Below are 19,645 nucleotides of genomic sequence, written 5' to 3'. Positions count from 1 at the left end.
AAGTCCTATTCAAGCATTCTTTGAGGAAGTGTTGCAGTTAACTTGACAATCTATCGATAGAAAAAACATTGCTATAGTTTTAAGTTACCCAAAAGCTTCTTTATATAAAAACTCTGAGTTAAAAGCATTTATTTCATTAGATCCTAATCTCTCAATTTCAGAAATTTTAAATCACTATAATCTACGTTGGGATATAGAACCTTTCTTCAGAGAATGTAAAGCTAAGCTTGGTTTAAATGGATATCAAATACGAAAAACAAAATCTATTAAACGTTATTTATTGATAATGCTTCTAAACTATACCTATTGCAAACTAAAATCTAAATTTCTAAATCATTTTAATGTTGGATTTAAAAAAGTGAAAAATGAATTAGAAAAAGAAAAGGTACAAACTATCTTTAATGCGACTAAAAACGGGATTTCGTTAAACGAAATTTTCAAATTATTAAAGATAGCTTAAGAGAGGTCATATATAACTGTAAAATTATTCAAGTAAAAATGCACTATTATAGGTAATTATACTACAAAGGAAATTTATGTAATCACCAATCTAATAGCTATGGCTTAAATACCCAAACTATCTTCTTAGCCTATAAATTTAAGGTATTTTCATTTTTTTCTAAGTTGTGACTTTATACCTTATAAACTCACAACTTAGCTTTTGTTATTGAAACAAATCTTCAATTTCTTTTATACACTTTTCATAATCTAAAAACTTTTGTTTTTCCTCACTTTTCTGTTCATAAAATCCAACTAAACTTCTATCCTTTAAAATCATTTTCATAGAATTCTCTATTCCATCAATAGAATTTTCGCATATAAGTCCATACTTTCCATTCTCTAATATTTCCTTAGGTCCATTCACATTTGTAGATAAGATCGCTTTTCCTAATATAATAGATTCTACTACAACTAAAGAATATCCCTCAGATCTAGATGAACAAATAAAAGCATCTGCTGCTTTTATATAAGGATAAGGATTTTTTTTAAATCCCATTAGTTCAACACTCTTACCAATACCTAACTGAAATACCTGTTTTTCTATTTCACGTCTCCTTAAACCTTCACCTAAAATAATAAGTTTATGAGGATATTTTTTCACAATTCTACTATGAGCTTCTATAAGCCTATCGAACCCTTTCTGTTGATCTAGTCTACCAACTGAAATAAATGTAAACTCTTCAAACTTAATAACTTGCTCATTTGCTTTTCTATAAACATCATCAGCAATTACTGGATTATAAATTATTTTTTGTTTTGTTTTTATATTTTTGAATAATTTATTAAATTGACCTTTAGAATCATTTGATACAAAAATAATTTCATTAAATTTGTTATAACACTCACTCTCTTCATTTTTTTTAAACATATGATTTGTCCAATGTTTGCTAAAAATATCACAATGGACCCATGCAATTTTTTTACTTCCTTTGTTGTTTGAATTTGCTACAAATTTTGTTGCCCAGCCTTCCATAAAAGCTATCTCTATATCAAAATTTTCTTTTACAAATAATTTATAAAAAAAATTCGGGAAAATATAGAATAATTTATACCAAATTCTCCAAGACCCTTTTAATTTATCACTCATACTTATCAACTTAACATTAGTAGGAATAGATTTTAAATAAACGCCTTCTTTTTTAAAAAGTACTACTGTTACTTCAAATTTTTCTATATCTATATTATTTATTATATCTATTAAAACTTTTTCTGCACCGCCACCAGAAAGATTAGGCATTACAAACATTATTTTTTCCATACTATTCAATTTCCCCTTAAATTTTTTTATATTTGTTTTTTTTCAAAATATATTTTTTAATTTCTATCACTAATAAAGCTTGAATTAATAATGCCACTATTACACCATTTAAATGAAAATTAATTATCATAAAGAAAAGTAATGGTAGATATATAGCATTTACAATTAATATTATTCTTACATTTAGTTTCACATATCCTAATGCAACAAATAAATCGTGTATACTTCTTGATGAACTTGTATAAACAATAAAAATTAAATATATAATAAAAGCTAAAAAATAAACCATATAATCTTTTATAAATATACTCATCCAAAAATTATATGTTAGAATTAAGATTAGACTAAAAATACTACCTGTTATTGCTATATTTTTAAATAATTTTCTATATAATTCAATAGCACCTTCATTTTCACCTTTTGCTATTCTTTTATTCATCTCTGGATATATTATTTGTGATAATGGCCCTTCTATTTTTAATATAATCCCACCAATTTTAGTTAATATATTATAAACACCAACATCTGAAAAACCTAAATATTTATTTAAAATAAATGTTGTTATTTGCTCTACCGGTATATCTAAAGTTGTATATAAACTGCTATATACATTAAACATAAAGTATTCTTTATCAAATTTAACTTTAACTTTATAAAAATTCAATATTTTTTTTTCTTTTAAAACATATAATCCTTGAATTATAACTGAAAGGTTTGTTATAATCGCAAATATAAACTCAACTGCAAAAAAATATTCAAATTTAAATTTCATAAAAAATGCTACTAAATAAAAAATAAATTTTATAAAAACTATAACAACATTTATTCTAACCATATCATTAAATCTATCATATACTCTTATTATCCCTGTAGCAGTTCCTGTTCCAGTAAACAATATTGCTATTATATATAAACAAATATAAGGCTTTAAATATATCGGCCACCCCATCATTTTGAATATAATTCCCATTAATACATAAGAAAAAATAAAGGCAAAAATAACTGATATTATATCCAATATGAATGAAAATTTTATATATTCCTTTGTTTTTTGAATATCATTATTATGTATTGTTACTGTTAAGTATTTTATTAAAGCTTCAAATGACTTAAATGAAAATATTCCTGTAAAAAGACCAATATATGCTTGTATCATAAGTATTGTACCATTTTCTTTTATTCCTATTATATTTATCATTATTGTAAGATTTATTAATGATAATGCACTTCCAAATCCACTTCCAAATAAAAGAACTATAAAACTTTTTCCTAAATGATTATTTTTTAAATTATTTAACTTATCTTTTATCATATCTACTTTTAAATTTCTCCTTTGCATCGCTTTAATAATTAGTACATTTTAATACCTAAAACTAATATAACTAGTGAATATATGATAAATCCTATTATCCTCATATATTGATTCTCTATTAAGCATATAAAATCTATTATAACTGCATACATAAATACTTGGAAATAATATGCTATTCTACTCATAAAGCCATATTTATAAAATCCTATATACATAATAAAAAATATAATTCCCATAAATAAATTAAATTTTTGATATTCATTTTTAAATTTTATTTTTTTAATACTAATTATAATTATATAAGTTATCATAATTACTAAAAATAATATTAATAATAATCCAAATTTATTTCTATCTACCATACCTTGAGTATTAGTATAAGCTATAAGTTTCATATTTATATAATTTATTTGTATCACTAAATATCCACTAATTATTAGGCCTGCTACACCTAAAATTTTATATCTTGTTTTAAACTTTCCTACTAAAAATATATATAAGAAACATGCACCTAAATATATCGGTGCTGTAGCATGTAAGAAACTTGTTAGAATAATTAATATAGTAAATTTTATATATTTCTTCTCAAAGAAAATTTTTATAGAGAATAAACAAATAGCTATAGCCGTAAATTGTCTTATAATTATACTTGCTGGAAGTATTGTATTTGCAAAAACAAGTAATACAATAAACATATACTCTCTCTTTATTTTAGCCATATATTTTAATCCTAAAGTAAAAAATGTTGCCATAATAACATAATAAACCATAAATACAACATTAAAATTTATTCCTACAACTTGATACATATACTTATTTAAAATCATAAACCCTTTTTCATATACAAATCTATGCATTCCAAGTCCAGTATCTACATAATACTCTATATATCTTTGTCTATCAGGTGATACGAGTCCCTGTACACTTAAAAAATAAAGTAATGCAAAAAATACTATAACCCACCAAATTTTATCTAATAATATTGAGTTTATTAGATAAATAATTAAACTAAATATTATAATAGCAAAAAATATATATATTTCCATTATGCTCCCCTAGTTTTAACCTTTTTTAATATATGTATAACTCTTTCAAATCCTACTGTATTTTGTATAATATAAAAGATTTTATGTTTCAGCTCTGTTGAATCTTTTAATAAAAACTTATTATCTTTTATCATATTACTTAACTTTTTCAACTGCTCTGAATCAGAATTTATTGAATACCTTATTGTTGTGAAAAAAACTTTACTTAATCGTTTCATAACTATTGAATAGAATTCTTCATTATATTTAGATTTTCGTATATATTCTTCTAAATCAATTATTATTTTAGCCGTATGAATTGTACTTTTAATTTTTCTTGAATTCATTATTGAACCTAATCTTGAAATTCTATAACAATACCATTTTAAATTCATATAATCAAAACTATTCATATTTAGAATAATTCTTGTTGTATAATCAACATCCTCATGAAGATATCCCTCTTTAAAAATTATATTATTCTGAGTTAAAAATTCTTTTTTTACTATAAATTTCCAGGCCGTCCATATACACTCTGGACTAAAAAATATTTGTTTTTTAATATCATTTATTTTTTGATTTTTGTTTATATCAAATTTAACCTGTCCAACTTCTACTTCATCACAAATTTCATAATAATCACTCATAAAAACATCAATATCTTTTAAATTAATAGTCTCTATAATTTGATCTATACTATTAGTTAATAAATAATCATCACTATCTAAAAATAATATATATTTTCCATTAGCATTTTTTACACCTTCATTTCTAGCTGATGATAATCCCCCATTCATTTTATTTATCAACTTTATTTGACTGAATTTTTTTTCGTATTTTTCACATATTCCCTTACTTCTATCAGTTGAACCATCATTAATCAATAATACTTCATACTCTTTTGATTCTGATAATATACTTTTTATACAATTATCTAGGTAACTTTCTACATTATATACTGGAACTACTATACTAAGTAACATTTAAAGTCCTCCCTATAATATTAATCACTTGGAAATTTTTAATATATAACAAATTAATCATAAAGTATCTTATAAACTTAATTTATTATATATTATTATTTTCCTAAATAATCTTTACGTCCTTTAACCATAAAATCTATGACTTGTTTTACTGAAAATTTATCTTTAAATTCATTCTTCCCTCTTATCGCCATTAAAGGTATTAATAAAAGTGAATTATATTTTCCCATTGCTGAAAAAAGTGCACCCTTATCAAAATAATATTTTTTATTAAATCCAGTAAACCAACTTGACTCTTCTTGCTTTACATCAGCTATTTTTTTTGTACATGCATATATTTTTAATCCATATTTTAAGCAATCATTCAAAAATATACTATCTTCTCCAGATCCATATCTAGCACCACCACCAAACATTAATGAGAAAAATATATTATTTTTTAAAATTGATTCTCTTCTAAATGCTACCCTACAAGCTCCATACTTCATAAAATTTAATTTGTTTACAATATGATTTCTAGTTTCCTCATAGCAAGGTCTATCAGGATTAAGGCTTTCTATACTAAATAATATTATGTCAGCATCTGGTCTTTTTTTAAATTCATCAAAAACTATTTTTTCATAATTATCTACATAAATCATATCTTCATCCGCTATAAGACATATATCTGCCGTTGCATTTATTATTGCTAAATTTCTACTTCTTCCGACTCCTCTATTATCACTTCTGATAAATTTTATTTCTTGACCATAATTATTTATATAGCTTGTTTCATTTTTATCTTCTTGACTCACTACAACTGCTCCTGTTTTAATCTTCATTTCTTTAATTAAACTAGGAGTACTACTCATCGATGCTACTAAAATTTCTATCTTCAAATTAACCCTCCACAAAGTATCTTATAAATTTGATATTCTAATCATATCTCCAAGAATTCGCTCTCCCTCTACACTGTAATCTGTATCTAATGCTGCACATGGCGTAAATGTCATTTCACCAAGTATAGGTCCACTTTTAGTATCATAAAAATCCATTCTTACAAAAGGGAAGCCTTTACTTAATATTTCACTATATTTAATCATAGCCTCAAAACTTTTAGGTTTTGGAGTATACTCAGCATCATTATTACACCAATCTATAGTTTTCCAATTTTTATCATAATAATGATATTGTGCTTTTCCTTGTCCACTTTTTCTATCTTTGCATATCATAGTACAATATGGCTTTCCATCAAAACAAAAAATCTTATAATCTTCTAATGTATGCTCATTACTTCCTTCTATAAACTTTTCTACTATTATTTTAGGTTCCATTTTTCCATAATGAACTTCTCCCCAAACAAGAGCATAATTTGTTTTTAACCATTTAACTAAAAGTTTATTTGTTTTCTCGATATCTAACATTTCTTTATTTGTACATATTATATTAAACCCACACCCATGAGTGCCTTTTAAAACAAATTTTCCAGGCAACTTATTATAATCTATTTCGCTAACATTACGGTAAACTCCATATACTTCATTCAAAACTGATTCGCATCCCTTAGATTTAACATATGAGTGCATATCATATTTATCTCCACATTGTGCAACTAAAGGATTATTATAATTAAATTTCAACCATTGTAATTTCTCATTAAAACCCTTTGGATTTTTCAAATCTAAAGGCTTACCAAATTTTATCTTATATAGTATCTTACTCAAAGTTATAGGACTAACTTTAGCTATCATTTTTGTGCAACCCAATCCTACTTTTTTCATATTTTTATTCATATATATTCCTCTCTTTAAAGTTTAATAAATTATTATCTACCTACAGATTGATATAGAATCCCCTCTTTTTCCATTTCTTTAATATTAAAACAATTTCTACCATCAAATATTGCTGGTTTACTCATATTCTCTTTAAAATCTTGAATTTTTAGATTTTTAATATCATTCCATTCTGTAAATATAAATACCATATCTACACCATTTATAGCCTCAATAGCACTCTTTGCATATGAAATCTCTATTGGATATATTTTTTTAAAATTATCCATTCCAACTGGATCATAAACTATAATTGCTGCACCTTCATCAAGTAATCTTCTAACATTAGGTATCGATGGCGCCTCTCTTAAATCATCTGTACCTGGTTTAAATGTTAATCCAAGTATCGCAACTTTTTTTCCTTTAAAACCATCCATAATTCGTTTAGCTCTTCTAAACATTTTATATTTTTGAGTTTCATTCACCTCTATTGCAGCCTTAATAGTCTTTATTTCATAACCATTATCATTTGCAAGCCAATGCAATGCTTTAGTATCTTTTGGAAAACATGACCCACCATATCCAAGGCCTGCGCTTAAAAATTTATTACCTATTCTCGGATCATAGCCCATACCTTCAGTTACCTGTTCTATATTTGCTCCAACGATTTCACATAAGTTTGCAACTTCATTAATATATGATATTTTCAATGCTAAAAAGTCATTTGAAGCATATTTAATCATCTCTGCACTTCTTCTATTCGTGACAACTATTGGTTGTTTAAACTCACTATATATTTGAGTTAATATATTCTCTGCATTTTTTGATTCTATACCAATAACAATTCTACTAGCTTTTAGGGTATCTCTAACAGCACTTCCCTGTGCTAAAAACTCTGGATTTGATGCAACTTCTATATTTATTCCAGCCTTAACATTTTCATTTAAAAATTCTTCAACTCTATCATTTGTTCCAATCGGAACAGTTGATTTTATTACTACTAAACAGTCATTTTTTAAATTTTCAGCTACTTGTTTGCAAACACCAAAAACATAATCTAAATTTGCTGATCCATCTTCTCTCTCAGGTGTTCCAACGCCTATGAAAACTACATTAGCATCCTTATAAGCATCCTTATAATCCGTTGTAAAAAATAACTTATTTTCTTTTTGATTCTTCTGTAATAACTCCTCTAAATCATTTTCATATATAGGCGATTTACCACTTTTAAGAACTTCTATTTTCTCTTCATTAAGATCAACACAAGTAACATTATTTCCAACCTCTGCAAGGCATACTCCTGTTACTAGACCCACATATCCTGTTCCTGCAACTACTATTTTCATAACTACTACTCCTCCTCTTAAATTCTTTTTACAACAGCATTATATGAATAAAGCATAAAATACTTCATTGCTACAAATAAATTCAAATGTTCTATTTCTCTATATACATACCAGATTTTTTTTGCTGCTTTTATTTTATTTCTTGAAACAGAATTTTTAACAATTCTATATTTCGTTAAACACTCAGCTATTCCATATGCATTATTGCCTTCTCTTAAAATTTTCAACCAAGTTGCTCCATCTTGTCTGCTTCTTATATTAGGCATTTTAACATCACCTATTATTTCTCTATCAATAACAACTGTTGAACATCCTATTATTGTATTTCCTAGTAAGTATTTATAGTCAATAATATCATGAACTTTCATTATCTTATTTAAAGATTGACCACTCTCATCCATAAGACTGTACTCTGTAAATGTAAATCCTACTCGCTTTTCTTTCATGAATTTCAATTGCTTATCTAATTTTTCTTTATTCCAAATATCATCACTATCTAAAAATGCAATATAACGTCCCTTTGCAGTAGCAAGCCCTATATTCCTTGCTACTGCTGCACCACTATTTTTTTCAAGTTTAATATACTTAATCCTATTATCTACTGTATATTTTTTAATTATCTCTGGACTCTCATCAACTGAACAATCATCAACTAAAATCAATTCCCATTTTTTATATGTTTGGATCATTATTGAATCTATTGACTCTGCAATAAATTCTGATGCATTATACACTGGCATAACAATAGAAATCAAATCTTTCGTTTGATTATCAAATTTCATTTTTGTCACTCCCATCATTTTTAATATACTATTCCTTCTCGTTTTGCAACTTTAAAAATAGTTCTATATAAAATTTTTATATCTTTAATTTTGCTCTTATCATGCATATAAACCTCATCTAAAAAAACTTTTTGCTCTACAGATAAATCATCTCTACCATTTATCTGGGCTAAACCTGTTATACCTGGTAATATACTGTGGATATCTTTTTCTTTCCTCAACTCTATTAACTTCTTTTCTTTTCCTATAATAGGTCTTGGTCCAACTAGGCTCATATCTCCCTTTATAACATTAAAAAGTTGTGGTATTTCATCTAAACTTGCTTTTCTTAAAAAACTACCTATAGTTGTTAAATAATCGCTACTATTTTGACCTAAATCTTTAGTTGCAACATTTGGAGTGTTAGTTTTCATAGTTCTAAACTTATATATTTCAAACTCCTCATTATACCTACCTACTCTTTTTTGTTTAAATATTATTGGACCCTTTGATGTCACCTTTACTGCAATAACAACTAAAACTATTATTGGGATAAGAAGCATACTTAATATTAAACTTATACTAAAATCAAATATTCTTTTCATTTTCTCTCCCTCAAATTTTCATTATTTTTAAATATGAACTTTTTTCTAACTTCATTTATGTCTTTTAAAAAAATATAAATTTCTTTTTTTTGATTTCTATTTTTCTACCATAAAATTTCACTACTTTATTATCTAACATATCTTGAGCATTTTTAGTCCCTTCTTTTATGAAATTAGGTCTTACCTTTTCTAACTCTATTTTATATTTACTAATATCACTAGTTCTTCTACCCATTCCATGAGCATCTGATCCAAAAAAGTTATAAATTCCATTTTTCAAAAATTTTTCTGCTAAAATTTTAGCCTCTTTTCCAAAACCTCCAACTATACTTCCTACATTTATCTGAAATAAATACCCCTCTTCTATAAATTTATTTATCATTTCCGGTTTTTTTTGAAATTCAATATATCTCTCTGGATGAGCTATTATAGGTACTATCCCTCTAACTTTCAACTCATATAAAGTATCTATTATATCTTTATCTATATGTACCATATCAAATTCAATAAGCATATATCTTGAATTATTAATAGTGCCAATTTCTCCAGACTCTAGATATTCAAGTATAGATTTAGTAAAATAGACTTCTTGGCCTACATATATATCTATATTAATATTATTTTCTTTAACATATTTTTTAACTTCCTCAGCACACTTTAATACTTCATTCCTAGCTATAGTAAATTTCCCTCTATAATAATGTGGTGTTAAAACAATTTTACTTGTCCCATTTTCTTCTGCCATTCTTAACATTTCTATTGATGTTTTTTTATCTTTTGCGCCATCATCGATCCCTGGGATTATATGACTATGAATATCTATCATTTTGAACCTCTCAAACTTTTATTAATGTTTTGATCTCTTTTTTCTTGTTTTTTCTACTTCTCCATAGTAATATTTATTCTTATTTTCTTTCTTACTAACTCCATGTAAAATAGTCCCAATTACATTAGCCGAAACTCTTTCTAAATTTTTTTTCGCCTGAAGTATATCATCCTTCTTCGTTTTATTTGCTCTAACTACAAATACTACTCCATCTACCATAGATGACAATATTTGAGCATCTGTAACACTTAATAATGGTGGTGTATCAATTATAATATAATCATAAAATTCTTTTAACTTTTCAATAAGCTTTCGCATAGTTCTAGAACCTAAAAGTTCAGAAGGATTTGGTGGTATTTTACCCGCTGTTAAAATATCAATATTTTCACTGTATTCTTGTACACATTCGTGAAATTTACTTCTACCAACAATTACCTCACTCAATCCACTATTATTACTTAATTTGAATTTTTTATGTATAGTTGGCCTTCTCAAATCACAATCTATTATTATTACTTTTTTATTATCTTGTGCTAATGAGATTAATAAATTTCCCGCTGTTGTTGATTTTCCTTCTTTTGGGTTACTGCTTGTAACAAGTATAACTTCTAATTTTTTCTCATAAGAAGAATACTGTATATTTGTTCTTAATGTTTTATACTCCTCCGTTATTAATGACTTTGGTTCTTTTTCTACTATAAACATATTATATTCCTCCTATAATTCATCAATATATTGAATACTTCCTATAACAGGATATCCCAATAAAGCTTCTAATTCATCTTTGTTTTTAATTGTATTATCTAAATATTCTAATAGTAATGCAATTGCTATACCTATTAAAAGACCCACTATTCCTCCAATCACTATATTTAATTTTTTATTAGGACTAACTGAATTTTGAGGAACCTGCGCATTTTCTATAATTTGTACATTCCCATTTGGTATAATTTCACTTGATTGATTTATAAACACATTAGTAATTGCAGTTATTATTGGTACAACCTCTGCTTTATTCTCACTTTCATATGTTATATCTAATATTTGTGTATTTATGCTAGGTATAACCTTAAGATTTTCAAGTGTTTTATTAACATCTTCTACTGTATTAGGTTGATTTATAACCCTTAAAGCTTGTGAAACTAAATCCTTTGTACCTATTACTTGTGCATAAGTTTTCATAAGATTTTGATACATATTTACTTCATTATTATCATATAGATTGGACTCTCCCACTGTAATTTTTTTTCCGATAAATACTTTAACTTCAGTTTCATATTTAGGCTTTATTATAAAAAAGCTTAATATAGCTGCAATTAAAATACCAGCCACCATCACACTAATTATCATTATCCATCTTTTTTTCAATGCATATATTATATCTTCAATTTTTATCGATTCTTTATTCATTCTACCTCCAATATAATTCTTTTTTTAATTTCCATCTATCAGAATACCATACTTATAATCACTTAACAATAATTATATAATATTAACTATTTGTTCAATTTTTTAACTAATTTTCTCCACTTCTATTATAATTTTTTGATTTTTTTATAAAATTAATCAAATAAATAATTTTTTTATCTATTCGTATAAATTAGATGCTCTTAAATACCCTCAATTTTCATAACTTTTTCAAATTAAAACTTATATGCTATTCATAAAATAAATATAAATTTGAATAATTTAAATAATTCACAAAAAAACAAGAACCATATCTAATACCAATATCATTAAATTAAGGAATGTTAGAATATGAATAGGTTACAATAAATTGAACATAAAATATTCGGACATGATATAATATCATGAAAAAAAACGGTAAATCTGTGTAAAGACTCTGATATGATACAATCTTTTAGTAAAAAGGAATCTCCGTATGATAACGCCTGTATTGAATCATTCCACGCAATTATAAAAAAAGAAGAAGTTTATAGAAATCTGATATAACAGTAAAAGACCATATTCAACACTAGATTATAAAACTCCAAATGAAGTAGAACTACTAGCAAGGAATATAGTCTAGAAAAAAAATCATTTTTTTGTCCAAGATATTGATGTAAGTCCATACTGATATTATTTATTCTATTGAACTGCCAAAATATATTTCACTTGATTTACACTCTACTAATTCTGCTACTTACAGAAATCAATACGAAACAAAGTATAATTCTGGCTTATATATTCTCTTTTTCTAATTTAATTAACTCATTATTTGCTTTTTCTAAATTTATATATTCACCAACAAGTTCTAAAAATTCTTTATTCTCCTCTTCTGTTCCCATACTCACTCTAATATAACCTTCACACCCTAAAAGATATCCTGGTCTTATTATAAATCCTTTAGATAACAAGAAATTAGCTAATTTTTTATCATCTCCATTTACTTTAAACAAAATGAAATTAGCTTGTGACTTAATATATTCAAGACCTAAAATTTCTAATCCCTTATATAATTTATCTCTTTCAATATGATTATACATTATAACTGTGCAAAGAAACTCACTATCTTTAAGTGCTGAAACTGCTGCTCTTTGAGCATATAAATTAACTTCAAATGGGTTTATAACTCTATTAAAATACTCCACAAGCTCTTTATCTGCTATCCCATAACCTACTCTAAGAGATGCAAGACCATATGCCTTTGAAAATGTTCTAAGAATTAGAAAATTTTTTCTATTTTTTCTTATTTCTAAACTATCTGGAAATGCTGGTTCTGTAACATACTCTATATATGCCTCATCCATAACAACTAAAACATTACTTGGTATTCTTCCTAGTGCCCTTTTAAACTCCTCATGTGTAAAAATAGTTCCTGTTGGATTATTAGGATTACAAAACCATATAACCTTTGTTTTTTCTGTTATAGCCGCAACCATTTTACTTAAATCTAACTTCATATTTTTCAAAGGAACTTTAACTACTTTTGCGCCCATAAGTTTTGTGTAGTTTTCATAAAGTGGAAAAGTTAAATCTGCTATTATAGATTCATCACCACTTGAAAGAATTGTATTACAAATAACTTTTATAAGTGAACTAGAGCCTCCACCTAAAAATATTTCTTCTGTATCTACCTTTAATTTTTCTGCTAAAACCTTTAATAATTCATGATTGCTTGCATCTGGGTATAAATAAGTTTCATCAACTAACCCTTTCAAAGTTTCTTTAACTTTTTCTGAGCATCCTAATGGATTTTCATTTGATGCCATTTTTACTACCTTTGAAAGACCAAGTTCTCTTTTCACCTCACCAATAGGCTTTCCTGCTATATACTTTGCCACATCATTAATTTCTTCCCTTACTTTAAAACTCATTTTTTAGCCCCCTTGTTTTTCTTGCTTTAATATTTATATAAAAAAATATCCCTATATATTCAAAATATATAAGGATACTTTAATGTCTTTGTTTACTTGTCTTTTCCTATTATTCTAACTTCTGTATGTAATTCAACGTCAAAATTTACTTTTACAGTATCTTGAACATGTTTAATAACAGCTAAAATATCACTTGCTGAAGCTCCACCTTTGTTTATAACAAATCCTGAGTGCTTCTCTGAAACACAAGCATTCCCAATAGTATAACCTTTAAGTCCTGAATCTTGTATAAGCTTTCCAGCAAAATACCCCTCAGGTCTTTTAAATGTACTTCCAGCAGAAGCATATTCTAAAGGTTGCTTATCTTCTCTTTTATGAGTTAGATCATCAACTCTATCAGCAATTACTTCTTTTGTGCCTTTTTCAAGACTAATTGTTGCTGTAAGAACTATATACCCATGTGTCATAACTGCTGAAGTTCTATAGCCAAGTTCTAATTGATCTTTGTGTAATGTTATTACATTACCATCTTTATCTAAAACTTCTGCCTCTTCCATTATAAATGACATCTCACCATTATAAGCTCCTGCATTCATAAATACAGCTCCACCTATAGTTCCAGGTATTCCACACGCAAACTCTGCTCCTGTTAAAGAGTGCTTAACTGCAAGCTTTGATACATCTGCAAGCATAGCTCCACAATCTGCTTTTATTTTATTTTCATTAACTTCAATTTTTTTCATTTTTTCCAATTTAATAACAACTCCATCAATTCCACCATCTTTAACTAAGATGTTTGAACCATTTCCTATCACTATGTATGGAATGTTATTTTTTCTACAAATAGCAACAATCTTTGCTATTTCTTTAGCTGTTGATGGAGTTACTAATATATCTGCTGGTCCTCCAACTTTAAAACAAGTATGTTCTTTCATAAGAGCATCTACTATTACATTTTCTTGACCACAATATTCCACTAATATATCTTTAAAATCCTTGTACTGGTTCATGATACAACTCCCTCTTTTTTATTATCATTTTTTAGTATAAGTAATTATACCTGTCTTATCAAGTATTTAGGCTTTATTTTATAAATAATTTATATATTCTACTATTTATTTTTCTATTTTTGGATAGTTTTAAAAAATTTTACAATATTTTCAGCTGATATTTTATCTATTGATGGTGTATCTAAAAGTTCTTCAAAAGTAGCAATTTTAATTTTTTCTATGCTCCCAAATTTGATTAAAAGTTCTCTTCTTCTCTTTGGACCAACTTTTGGTATCTCCTCTAGCACCGAATTAAATGTAGTTTTATCCCTAAGTGACCTATGATAAGTAATTGCATACCTATGAACTTCATCTTGAACTCTAGTTATCATATGCATAAGTTTAGATGTTCGTCCCACAGAAATCTCTTCACCATTATAAATTATGCCTCTAGTCCTATGACTATCATCCTTAACAAGTCCACAAACTGGAATATTGATATTAAACTCCTTTAACACATCAATAGCTACATTAACCTGCCCTTTTCCACCATCCATCATTATAATATCTGGAAAAACACAAAACTTTCCTTTTGAATAATGAAGCTGTGCATCATTTATATTTTTAATTTCTACAAGACCTCGCTCAAATCTTCTACTTAAAACTTCTCTCATACTATCATAATCATTAGGTCCATAAACTGTTTTAATCTTAAATCTTCTATAATCTGAATTCTTAGATTTACCTTCTTCAAAAACAACCATTGTTCCAACTGAATCTACACCTTGTATATTAGAAATATCATAAGCCTCTATTCTATGAGGAATCATATCTAAATCTAATATAGTTTGAAGCTGTGCTAAGGCTAACTCATTGTTCTCTTTATCTTTTATGATTTTATCTCTAAACTGCTCTAACGTTGCCTTAGCATTATTCCATACCATATCTAAAGTTTCTTTCTTTTCCCCTTTTATAGGTACTTTTATATGAACTCTGCTCTCTCTTTTTTCTGATAAAAACTCTTCTAAAAGCTCCATATCCTCAATCTCTGATACATAAATATTTTTAGGTATCTGTGCTGTTCCACCATAAAAACTAAGCATAAACTCATGTATTATAGCACCTTTACTAACAGCTGCTGTATTATTTATCATAAAATGTTCTCTACCAAATATTTTTCCTTCTCTATGAAAAAATATTTGAATAGATGTATTTCTATCATCAGAATAAATATCAATATAGTCTTCATCCCCCACTTTAGGTGTTATAATCTTTTGTTTTTGAGATATTGTTTCAATAGCTTTAAGTCTATCTCTTAGTGTTGCCGCTTTTTCAAATTCTAAACTCTCTGCTGCAACTTCCATCTCACCTTTTATTTCACTAATTATTTTTTTGTTTTTACCAGCTAAAATATCAATTACTTCATCTATCATTTTCTTATACTCATCCTTGTAAATAAGACCATCCTCTGGTAATTCACAAAAATGCATTTGGAATCCATCATTAGCATCAATATACTCACCTGTTTCTTTACTAGGTTTTATAGATGTTCTAATTGGAAATAGCCTTCTAATTAGATACATAACTTCATTTACAGCATGAACATTTATATAAGGCCCAAAATACTTTGAACCATCTCTTATATATTTCCTAGTTATAAAAACCCTTGGATACTCTTCATTAACTGTAATTTTTATAAATGGATAATGTTTATCATCTTTTAAAAGAATATTATATTTCGGTTTAAACTTTTTAATTAAAGTACACTCTAAAAGTAATGCTTCTATTTCTGAATCCGTCACTATATATTCAAATTCAGAAATATTTGAAACCATCTTTTTCACTTTTTCAGGATGATTTTTTGAGTTTTGAAAATATTGTCTTACTCTATTTTTTAATATCTTTGCTTTTCCTACATAGATAACTTCACCAAGCGAATTTTTCATTTGATAAACTCCTGGCTTATCCGGTAATACTTTTAGTTGATGCACAAAATCAAACATATTTCATCCTCCCATTATAAAAATTCTTTTCTCTTTTATCGATTATACCAAAATTTTATTTAAAAATATAGAAAGGCTCCAATTTGAAGCCTTTCCTACTTTTTTTACTTATACTCCTACTTGAGTTAAGTAATTTTTAACTAACTTATATGCTATGCTAGCTCCGATTTTTGAACCTGCTCCACCATCAACAACTTTAACAGCTACTGCTATCTTAGGATTGTTTGCTGGTGCAAAACATACAAACCATGCGTTTGCGGCAACAAGTAGTTGCCCTTGTGCATTTTCTTTTTGTGCTGTACCTGTTTTTGAAGCAATTTTATAATCTGGGTTCATATAGTCCCAAACTCCTGAAGGCTCTCCTTCTCTTTGCTCAGTTACATATCTCATATCTTTTGTTATTGTAGCCGCATTCTGCGCACTTATAACTCTTTTCAACTCTTTAGGTGGGAAATTTTGTACAACTTCCCCTCTACTATTTATAATTTGATGAACCATAGTAGGTTCCATCATTACTCCACCATTAGCTATAGTTGAAACAACTAATGCCATTTGGAATGGAGTTGCTGTAGTAGCTCCTTGCCCAATAGCACTTTGTGCCATAGAACCTTTATCATAAGTTTGTAATGTAGGGAAATTACTAGTCCCTGTATAGAATCCATTTGTAGGAACTCCTTTATTGAAGCCATAAGCTTCAGCTGTACTTTTAAGCGCTGTATTTCCAAGTTCCATACCAATAGTACCAAATACAACATTACTTGAAACTGATAATGCCCTAGCAAGTGATATCTCACCAAAAGCTCTGAAATTTTCATTTGGAAGTGTATAATTTCCTATTTTAATACTTCCTTTATCATCAAATACTCTATTTTGAATTCCTGGAATATTTTCAAGAGCTGAACTTATTGTTACAGTCTTAAATACTGAACCAGGTGCTGTTGGGTCATGAGTTGCCTGATTAAGTAATGATTTATTAGGTTTTCCTATAGCTTCATCAGCTCCAACCTGTTTCATCTCAGCTGCTAAATCATTAGGATCAAATGTTGGTTTAGAAACCATAGCTAATATTGCCCCAGTTTTAGGCTCCATAGCTACTACCGCACCCTCATTATCTCCAAGTGCTTCCCATGCTACTTTTTGAAGTGGTGTATTAAGAGTTGTAATAATACTATTTCCTTTTTCTGGAGCTAGATTCTTACCTCTATTTGCAAAGGCTTTCTTTAATCCATAAGTTTTAATATACTCTGAAAGTGATAATCCATCATATGTAGTTAATTGTGTATTATAAATTGACTCCATACCTGTTGTACCATATCTTGTACTTGCATATCCTATCGCTGCAGAATATAAATCTCCATAAGGATAAATTCTCTTTTGATTAAATGCATCCACTCTTTCACTTTTTGCAATTGGTTGATTTTCCGCATCCAAAATACTACCTCTTACTACTTTACTAGCCTTAGTCATAGTAATAGCATTTGCTGGCATTTTGTTTATTTCTGGTGCTTTAAATAAATAGAAATATGTTATATATCCTATTAATCCTAATAATAATACTAAATAAACTCCCATGATAACTTTGATGTTTTTTCTTGGATTTTGTATTTTATCACTATTTTCTCCACCATTATTTATATCTTTATTTCCTGGTGTTGTTTCTTTTTTATTCGATTTGAACTTATCAAAGAACCCACCTTTATCTTTTCTATTAGTGTTTTTATTTTCATTATTATCAGCCATCTAGTTACTTCCCTCCTCTGATATCTTTTGTAAGCATCCTAGAGCAAAGAACATTGTAAGCATTGATGTTCCACCATAACTTACAAGTGGCAGTGTAATACCCGTAAGAGGTATTATTGTAAATATCCCACCTATTATAACTAGAACCTGTACTACTATAAGCGTACTAAATCCTACTCCACAAAGTCTCGCAAATTTATCTTCAGTACGAAGTGCAGCTCTCATCCCTCTATAGAATATTAAGAAGTATAAGAATAACATTCCTATTGAAAATATCATTCCAAATTCTTGACAAATAGCTGAATAGATAAAGTCAGTGTCAACAAACGGGATAAATCCTGTTATCCCTTGACCAAGACCTTGACCAAATGGTCCACCTGATGCAATTGAATAGAATCCTTGTACTATTTGATAACTTTGTGTTTGTGCATACTCCCAAACATTTAACCATATTACCACCCTCTCTTTTACGTGGGCGAATAAAAATGTTGCTACTACAGCTCCCAATATGAACAATATTAGTCCAACTATTATATACTTCTTATTTGAAGTTGCCATGTATAACATTGTTATTGATAATATAAAGAATAATAGTGCTGATCCAAGGTCACTCTGAAGTACCATAAATCCTATTGATAGCGCTACTATAATTCCTGGTTCAACAAGTTGTTTTAAATCATCTTTCAGTTTTTTCTTCGCTTGATAATTCATTAAAACAGATGCTAGATATAGGATAATAAATAATTTTCCTATCTCTGATGGTTGGAATGTAAAACTTCCAAGTTTAATCCAGTTTTTAGCTCCATTGATATTAGTACCAAATATTTCTGCTAAAGACATAAATACAATTGTACCTATCATATAAATATTTTTATATCTTGCAAAATTTCTAAACTTTGGCACTATAATAACTATTAGCATATAGGCTGTTATACCTATACAGAACCAAACTAGTTGTTTTACAGCTGTTTCTATATTCATAGAATATAATATCGCCATTCCTATTACTGCCAAGACGGATGCAAGTATGAATATATACTTATCTCCATCTGGATAGAATTTCCTTATGATATAGTGTGAAAAGCCTATTACTACTATAATTACAAATGCCATTACAAATGCCATTTTATCTACTGGAGTTTGTAACAATGCTAAGTTTGTGAATAAACCTATGCAAAGTAAATATACAAGTCTTAATAGTCTTCTTTCATACTTAACAGTATTCATG

At 27.4% G+C, this 19,645-nt stretch carries 18 protein-coding genes and 1 pseudogene; 2 read left to right on the top strand and 17 right to left on the bottom strand.

Features of this window, described 5'->3' with window-relative positions; all coding sequences use genetic code 11:
* Positions 1–52 precede the first annotated feature (52 nt).
* Positions 53–460, top strand: coding sequence for a transposase (locus Q0V24_RS17095; protein WP_366938287.1), 408 nt, complete (start codon positions 53–55; stop codon positions 458–460).
* A gap of 204 nt (positions 461–664) precedes the next feature.
* Here the strand turns inward: Q0V24_RS17095 and Q0V24_RS07915 are convergent, their stop codons facing one another.
* The 12 genes from Q0V24_RS07915 to Q0V24_RS07860 form a co-directional block, all read right to left on the bottom strand.
* The gene (locus Q0V24_RS07915) at positions 665–1,759 is read right to left on the bottom strand and encodes a glycosyltransferase (RefSeq protein WP_297520198.1); all 1,095 of its coding nucleotides are present in this window, start codon (positions 1,757–1,759) and stop codon (positions 665–667) included.
* A 16-nt stretch (positions 1,760–1,775) separates the two neighbouring features.
* Positions 1,776–3,098: a lipopolysaccharide biosynthesis protein gene (locus tag Q0V24_RS07910; protein WP_297520196.1), complete on the bottom strand. Its 1,323-nt coding sequence runs from the start codon at positions 3,096–3,098 to the stop codon at positions 1,776–1,778.
* An 11-nt stretch (positions 3,099–3,109) separates the two neighbouring features.
* Positions 3,110–4,117, bottom strand: a complete 1,008-nt coding sequence (locus tag Q0V24_RS07905) for an EpsG family protein (protein ID WP_297520194.1) — start codon at positions 4,115–4,117, stop codon at positions 3,110–3,112.
* Complete coding sequence (locus Q0V24_RS07900) at positions 4,117–5,079, bottom strand: glycosyltransferase (protein WP_297520192.1); 963 nt, start codon at positions 5,077–5,079, stop codon at positions 4,117–4,119. The genes Q0V24_RS07905 and Q0V24_RS07900 overlap by 1 nt, the downstream gene beginning before the upstream one ends.
* A 95-nt stretch (positions 5,080–5,174) precedes the next feature.
* Entirely contained in the window at positions 5,175–5,957 is a 783-nt protein-coding gene (locus Q0V24_RS07895; protein ID WP_297520190.1) for a glycosyltransferase family A protein, read from the bottom strand.
* 21 nt (positions 5,958–5,978) lie between these two features.
* Entirely contained in the window at positions 5,979–6,851 is an 873-nt protein-coding gene (locus Q0V24_RS07890) for an ATP-grasp fold amidoligase family protein (RefSeq protein ID WP_297520187.1), read from the bottom strand.
* A 32-nt stretch (positions 6,852–6,883) separates the two neighbouring features.
* Positions 6,884–8,176 carry a UDP-glucose/GDP-mannose dehydrogenase family protein gene (locus Q0V24_RS07885; RefSeq protein WP_297520185.1) on the bottom strand — a complete coding sequence of 431 codons (1,293 nt, stop codon included), beginning with the start codon at positions 8,174–8,176 and terminating at the stop codon, positions 6,884–6,886.
* 17 nt (positions 8,177–8,193) lie between these two features.
* Positions 8,194–8,958, bottom strand: a complete 765-nt coding sequence (locus Q0V24_RS07880; RefSeq protein WP_297520183.1) for a glycosyltransferase family 2 protein — start codon at positions 8,956–8,958, stop codon at positions 8,194–8,196.
* Positions 8,959–8,978: 20 nt separating this feature from the next.
* Positions 8,979–9,542 (bottom strand): sugar transferase, encoded by a 564-nt coding sequence (locus tag Q0V24_RS07875; RefSeq protein ID WP_297520181.1) that lies wholly within the window; start codon positions 9,540–9,542, stop codon positions 8,979–8,981.
* Positions 9,543–9,606: 64 nt separating this feature from the next.
* Positions 9,607–10,368: a CpsB/CapC family capsule biosynthesis tyrosine phosphatase gene (locus Q0V24_RS07870; RefSeq protein ID WP_297520179.1), complete on the bottom strand. Its 762-nt coding sequence runs from the start codon at positions 10,366–10,368 to the stop codon at positions 9,607–9,609.
* Positions 10,369–10,389: 21 nt separating this feature from the next.
* Positions 10,390–11,073, bottom strand: coding sequence for a CpsD/CapB family tyrosine-protein kinase (locus Q0V24_RS07865; RefSeq protein ID WP_297520177.1), 684 nt, complete (start codon positions 11,071–11,073; stop codon positions 10,390–10,392).
* Between the two features lie 12 nt (positions 11,074–11,085).
* Positions 11,086–11,778: a Wzz/FepE/Etk N-terminal domain-containing protein gene (locus tag Q0V24_RS07860; protein ID WP_297520175.1), complete on the bottom strand. Its 693-nt coding sequence runs from the start codon at positions 11,776–11,778 to the stop codon at positions 11,086–11,088.
* Positions 11,779–12,225: 447 nt separating this feature from the next.
* Between Q0V24_RS07860 and Q0V24_RS07855 the strand changes: the two are divergent.
* Positions 12,226–12,397 (top strand): annotated as a pseudogene (locus tag Q0V24_RS07855) (IS3 family transposase); the annotation flags it as partial.
* Between the two features lie 151 nt (positions 12,398–12,548).
* Here Q0V24_RS07855 and hisC read toward each other — a convergent pair.
* The 5 genes from hisC to Q0V24_RS07830 all read right to left on the bottom strand — a co-directional run bounded on the left by hisC (position 12,549) and on the right by Q0V24_RS07830 (position 19,644).
* Entirely contained in the window at positions 12,549–13,685 is a 1,137-nt protein-coding gene (hisC, locus tag Q0V24_RS07850; RefSeq protein ID WP_297520173.1) for a histidinol-phosphate transaminase, read from the bottom strand.
* 92 nt (positions 13,686–13,777) lie between these two features.
* Positions 13,778–14,695: a UDP-N-acetylmuramate dehydrogenase gene (gene murB, locus Q0V24_RS07845; RefSeq protein ID WP_297520171.1), complete on the bottom strand. Its 918-nt coding sequence runs from the start codon at positions 14,693–14,695 to the stop codon at positions 13,778–13,780.
* Between the two features lie 113 nt (positions 14,696–14,808).
* Positions 14,809–16,677 carry an excinuclease ABC subunit UvrC gene (uvrC, locus tag Q0V24_RS07840; protein WP_297520169.1) on the bottom strand — a complete coding sequence of 623 codons (1,869 nt, stop codon included), beginning with the start codon at positions 16,675–16,677 and terminating at the stop codon, positions 14,809–14,811.
* 108 nt (positions 16,678–16,785) lie between these two features.
* Positions 16,786–18,417, bottom strand: coding sequence for a penicillin-binding protein 2 (locus tag Q0V24_RS07835; protein WP_297520167.1), 1,632 nt, complete (start codon positions 18,415–18,417; stop codon positions 16,786–16,788).
* Positions 18,418–19,644, bottom strand: a complete 1,227-nt coding sequence (locus Q0V24_RS07830; protein WP_297520164.1) for an FtsW/RodA/SpoVE family cell cycle protein — start codon at positions 19,642–19,644, stop codon at positions 18,418–18,420.
* Between the last annotated feature and the right edge of the window lies 1 nt (position 19,645).

This window comes from uncultured Clostridium sp., from assembly GCF_947039605.1.
Taxonomy (GTDB): Bacteria; Bacillota; Clostridia; order Clostridiales; family Clostridiaceae; genus Sarcina.
This window is presented reverse-complemented; position numbering and strand designations above follow the sequence as displayed.